The sequence below is a fragment of the Neobacillus drentensis genome, from assembly GCF_036965245.1.
Taxonomy (GTDB): Bacteria; Bacillota; Bacilli; order Bacillales; family Cytobacillaceae; genus Neobacillus; species Neobacillus drentensis_G.
Genome location: NZ_JBALPG010000185.1, coordinates 1 through 4,029, shown reverse-complemented (window position 1 = coordinate 4,029; position 4,029 = coordinate 1). Strand labels below are relative to the sequence as shown.

The 4,029-nt window shown below is 34.7% G+C and carries 5 protein-coding genes; all 5 read left to right on the top strand.

The features are described from left to right. Positions 1-149 precede the first annotated feature (149 nt). Positions 150-539: a hypothetical protein gene (locus tag V7150_RS24710; protein WP_335523548.1), complete on the top strand. Its 390-nt coding sequence runs from the start codon at positions 150-152 to the stop codon at positions 537-539. Positions 540-670: 131 nt separating this feature from the next. Further along, the gene (locus V7150_RS24705; RefSeq protein WP_335523545.1) at positions 671-1,312 is read left to right on the top strand and encodes a hypothetical protein; all 642 of its coding nucleotides are present in this window, start codon (positions 671-673) and stop codon (positions 1,310-1,312) included. Positions 1,313-1,437: 125 nt separating this feature from the next. Next, positions 1,438-1,689 (top strand): hypothetical protein, encoded by a 252-nt coding sequence (locus V7150_RS24700; RefSeq protein ID WP_335523542.1) that lies wholly within the window; start codon positions 1,438-1,440, stop codon positions 1,687-1,689. A 550-nt stretch (positions 1,690-2,239) separates the two neighbouring features. Beyond that, positions 2,240-3,568 (top strand): group II intron reverse transcriptase/maturase, encoded by a 1,329-nt coding sequence (gene ltrA, locus V7150_RS24695; protein WP_335523539.1) that lies wholly within the window; start codon positions 2,240-2,242, stop codon positions 3,566-3,568. A 97-nt stretch (positions 3,569-3,665) separates the two neighbouring features. Then, positions 3,666-4,029 (top strand): hypothetical protein (locus tag V7150_RS24690; protein WP_335523537.1); only part of this gene is annotated, 364 nt, incomplete at its 3' end.

The window sequence follows — 4,029 nt, the reverse complement described above, 5'->3', positions numbered from 1 at the left end:
GTTTCTTTATAGAGGGAGTATAGTTCAAGAAGGAAATGGCTTGGTTGGTACAGAAAATAATAGTTAAAAGTTTTTAAAAGTGAAGCGATATGACCACAACGAATATCCAATTTCAGAAATGTTATTTCTGTATATAATGAGGTGAAAATATGTGGACACCATACGAAAAATTAAGAGGACATCCACAAGACTTTAATGTTCAATATAGATTTTATTCATTTGAAGAAAGCGGAAGACCGTTTTTGCCTGCACAAGGTTATCGATGTGATTTTGCATATCAAGAAGACGATATTATTGAAACAGGTATATATATGATACATCCTGAATTTGAGGATAATGATGGAAATATAATCTTAGATGACACCATTACAATAAACCAAAAGGGGACAGCAAGGATGTGGATTTCACTTCCAGAAATGAGGGAAGAAATTCATAAATATAAGATTAAGATAGGAACCAAAGGTTATTTTATGGAAGGTTCCAGAAGAGTGGGTGAAGTTGAGGTAATTAAAATAGTTGGATTGTTGTCAAATAAATAAATGTAAATATTATCTGTGTTAGGGGTTGCAACCGCATCTCCTTTTCTTGTTCAGCTAACGGAGTTGAAGAAGGAAAAGAATTACGGATGTTGAATATATGTTAGATATTATTAAGTAAGGATGGTTTTAATATGAACCTGCCACTCAATTTTTCCTTTCCACAAACCTATATTGGAATGGAAAAACAAGGCCTCTTTGATATTGCTAATTTTAGTAACGAAGATGAGCCAAAGAAACAAAAATACGTTTGGTTAAACGAAATGGAATGGATGACACGAGAGGAAATAATAAATTTTGATTATGACCAGGATAGAAGTAATTTTGTTGTTCCATTCGCATTTAATGCTAATGGAGATATATGGGGCTGGTATTTAAAGGATGAAAATATTATGCCAGTGGTATATTGTCTCCACGACGATTACGAAGCAACCTATTATGCTGCATCCTTTGAAGAAGCATTATTTAGGCAAATTCTTGATTTTTCCTCACAAAGCAATTTTTACGGTGAACAAGGAAGTTCTTATCAGATGAGTTTAGATGAAGCAAGAATGCATCTTACTGGTTGGAAATTAAAATTTGGAAAATGCTTTAAAGAAGAATGGTTATCAGAAATTGACCGTTTACTTAGTATGGAACTAAAATTTTATAAATACCCATCTAAAAAAATGGGAGAAGGGCATTATGTTCTGATTACACCTGAAGAATGTGAATACTTAACAAAAAAACATCTTTTCTTTGACTTAATTGATCAAAACTTTCAATGGATAAGTTAAGATTAACTTAAACGACTCTTATTCAACAACGGGTACAAGAGTTGAACAAGGGTTGGTGTGGTAACTGTTTATCAATATAAATAATAATTCCTTTATTAAAGGGAAACGTTGAAGAGAGGGTTGTAATGGCTGCGTTTGTTTTGTTACTAAAGGAATTTGAAGATGAAGAAAAAGTAATTTACAGATTTGGTCCCAACGAGAATTCAATGGGAAAAATAGAACTTAACAAAATAACAAGAAAATTTACTGAAACAGAGCCTATCCCCGACAATAATATTTCAACAAAATTTTACCTTGACAGGGCTGCACAAAGGTTATCTATATGCTTTGCTAGAGAAAATGGTGTTTTTCCCGCTAGGACAACATTTGAATCATAGCAAGATTGTGAAATATTGTACTTAAGCTAACGGGTGCTTGTGCGGCCGAGCCTAGGTCGTATCATATAGCGGGTGGGATTCCCGTCGAGTAAGAACTAGCCATTCGCTCGTAGCGAGTCTTGGAGGACTAAAGGTAACTTTAGTCTTTAAGCGTAGACAGTTAGGTAGCGGGCCGAAAGCCAAATGGTTGAAGGGATTGAGCTCCATAATGTTAGTAAATCGAGAGGGCTGATGCCTTAAGCACAGCAGAAAGCTACATTTTATCTTTCGTTAAAGGCAAGAAGGGTAAAACCTCTCTGGAGTCAGAGACCTTGGCACGTTATACATTGATATGATACGGCAACTCGGGAGACCCTACCGGTCTTTTCTTTTTTTTAGAAGAGTATGGTCTACAAGCGATAACAAGCAAGGAAACCAAATGCCGATGTTAGGGAGTCGGATAGCAGCGTAATACCAATGAAGTTGGGTAATGCCGATGGAGGGAAGGCTAGCTACCAGTTATCACCCTTACTAGAGACACATTTACTACACACAGAGGTAGGTATAATAAATGGAAACAAAACTACTAAGGATAGCAGAATTAGCAAAATCTAATCCTAAAATGAAATTTACATCTCTTGCACATTTATTAAATAAGCAAGCACTAGTTCAAAGTCATTTTGAGCTACCCAATAAGAAGGCAACTGGGATTAACGGAACAACTAAAGAGCAATACAGTGAAAATTTAGAAGGAAACATAGAGGATTTAGTGAGTAGTCTTAAAAGCAAAAGCTATCGACCTGTTCCAGTAAGGAGAATGTATATTCCAAAGCTCAACTCAAACAAGAAAAGACCGTTGGGAATACCGGAACATGAAGATAAGATTGTACAAAAGTGCATTACGAAGATATTAAATTCTATCTATGAAAATGTCTTTCTTGACTGTTCCTTTGGATTCCGACCAAATCGTAATTGCCACGATGCTTTGAAAATACTGAACTTCTATATTGAAAAGAGGTCAGTAAATTATGTAGTAGATGTAGATATTAAAGGATTCTTTGACAACGTTGACCACAAATGGATGATGGAGTTCCTAAAACTGCGAATCGCTGACCCTAACCTACTAAGGATAATTGGTAGGTTTCTTAAAGGTGGATACATGGAGGAAGGCAAGAAATATAAGACAGACAATGGCACACCGCAAGGTGGAGTAATATCTCCGATATTAGCCAATGTATATCTCCATTATGTTCTCGACCTATGGTTTGAGAAAAGGGTTAGGAAACAGTGCAATGGACAAGCATACATAGTGAGATATGCAGATGATTTTGTTTGTTGTTTTCAATATAAAAGTGAAGCGGAGCAATTCTTCCATTCATTAAAGTTAAGATTAAAGAAATTTAATTTAGAAATAGCTGAGGATAAAACTAAAATCATTCCCTTCGGGAGGTTTGCGGAGAAAAATGCAAATCAACAGGGAAGAAGTAAACCAGCAACCTTTGATTTCCTGGGTTTTACACACTATTGTGGGAAAAGCAAACAAGGAAACTTTCGAGTGAAAAGGAAAACAAGCAGGAAGAAAATCCAAGGCAAACTAAAAGAAACGAAAGAATGGCTGAAGAATAATAGAAATAAAAATATTCATATGATTATGGATAGATTTACACGCTCATTAAAAGGTTACTACAACTATTATTGCATCACCGATAATTCTCAAAATGTTAACAACTTCAAAGACAAAATCGAAAATTTACTGTTTAAATGGCTCAATAGAAGAAGTCAAAGGAAATCCTTTAAATGGGATAAATTCAGTCTATTTCTTAATAAATATCCACTACCTTCACCAAGGATTAAAGTGAATATATATGATTTAAGAAAAGAGATTAGCTACATTTTGTAAACGATGACTAGGAGGAGCCGTGTGCATTAATAGTGCAAGCACGGTTCTATGAGGGGGGTGGAGTCCAATTTACCGCAAGAACGATAAAAGAAGAATTATGTTAAAATTGGTAATAACTACTAGTTGTGAGGTGATTAAAATTTTACCGAGAAAAATTATTACAACTTCAGTTTCTGGTACATTTTTTGCGATTTTATTAGGATTAGCATTGCCAAATCCCTTCGGTGATAAAAACATAAATTCTTTCCTTGATCATATTTTTTCTGCTGTATTAAGTACTCCGATTTATTTGCTTTATAGTTTCCCAGTAATAATGATTTATGGGGTAACGACTTCTATTATCAGTGATAAGATTGGGGGATTTCTATCATTAAAAGCCGATAATAAAAGTATTGAAATTATTGTTTCTGCGGCATTACATATTGGTTTTGGTCTAATATTGCTTTGGATTAGTCTTGGTG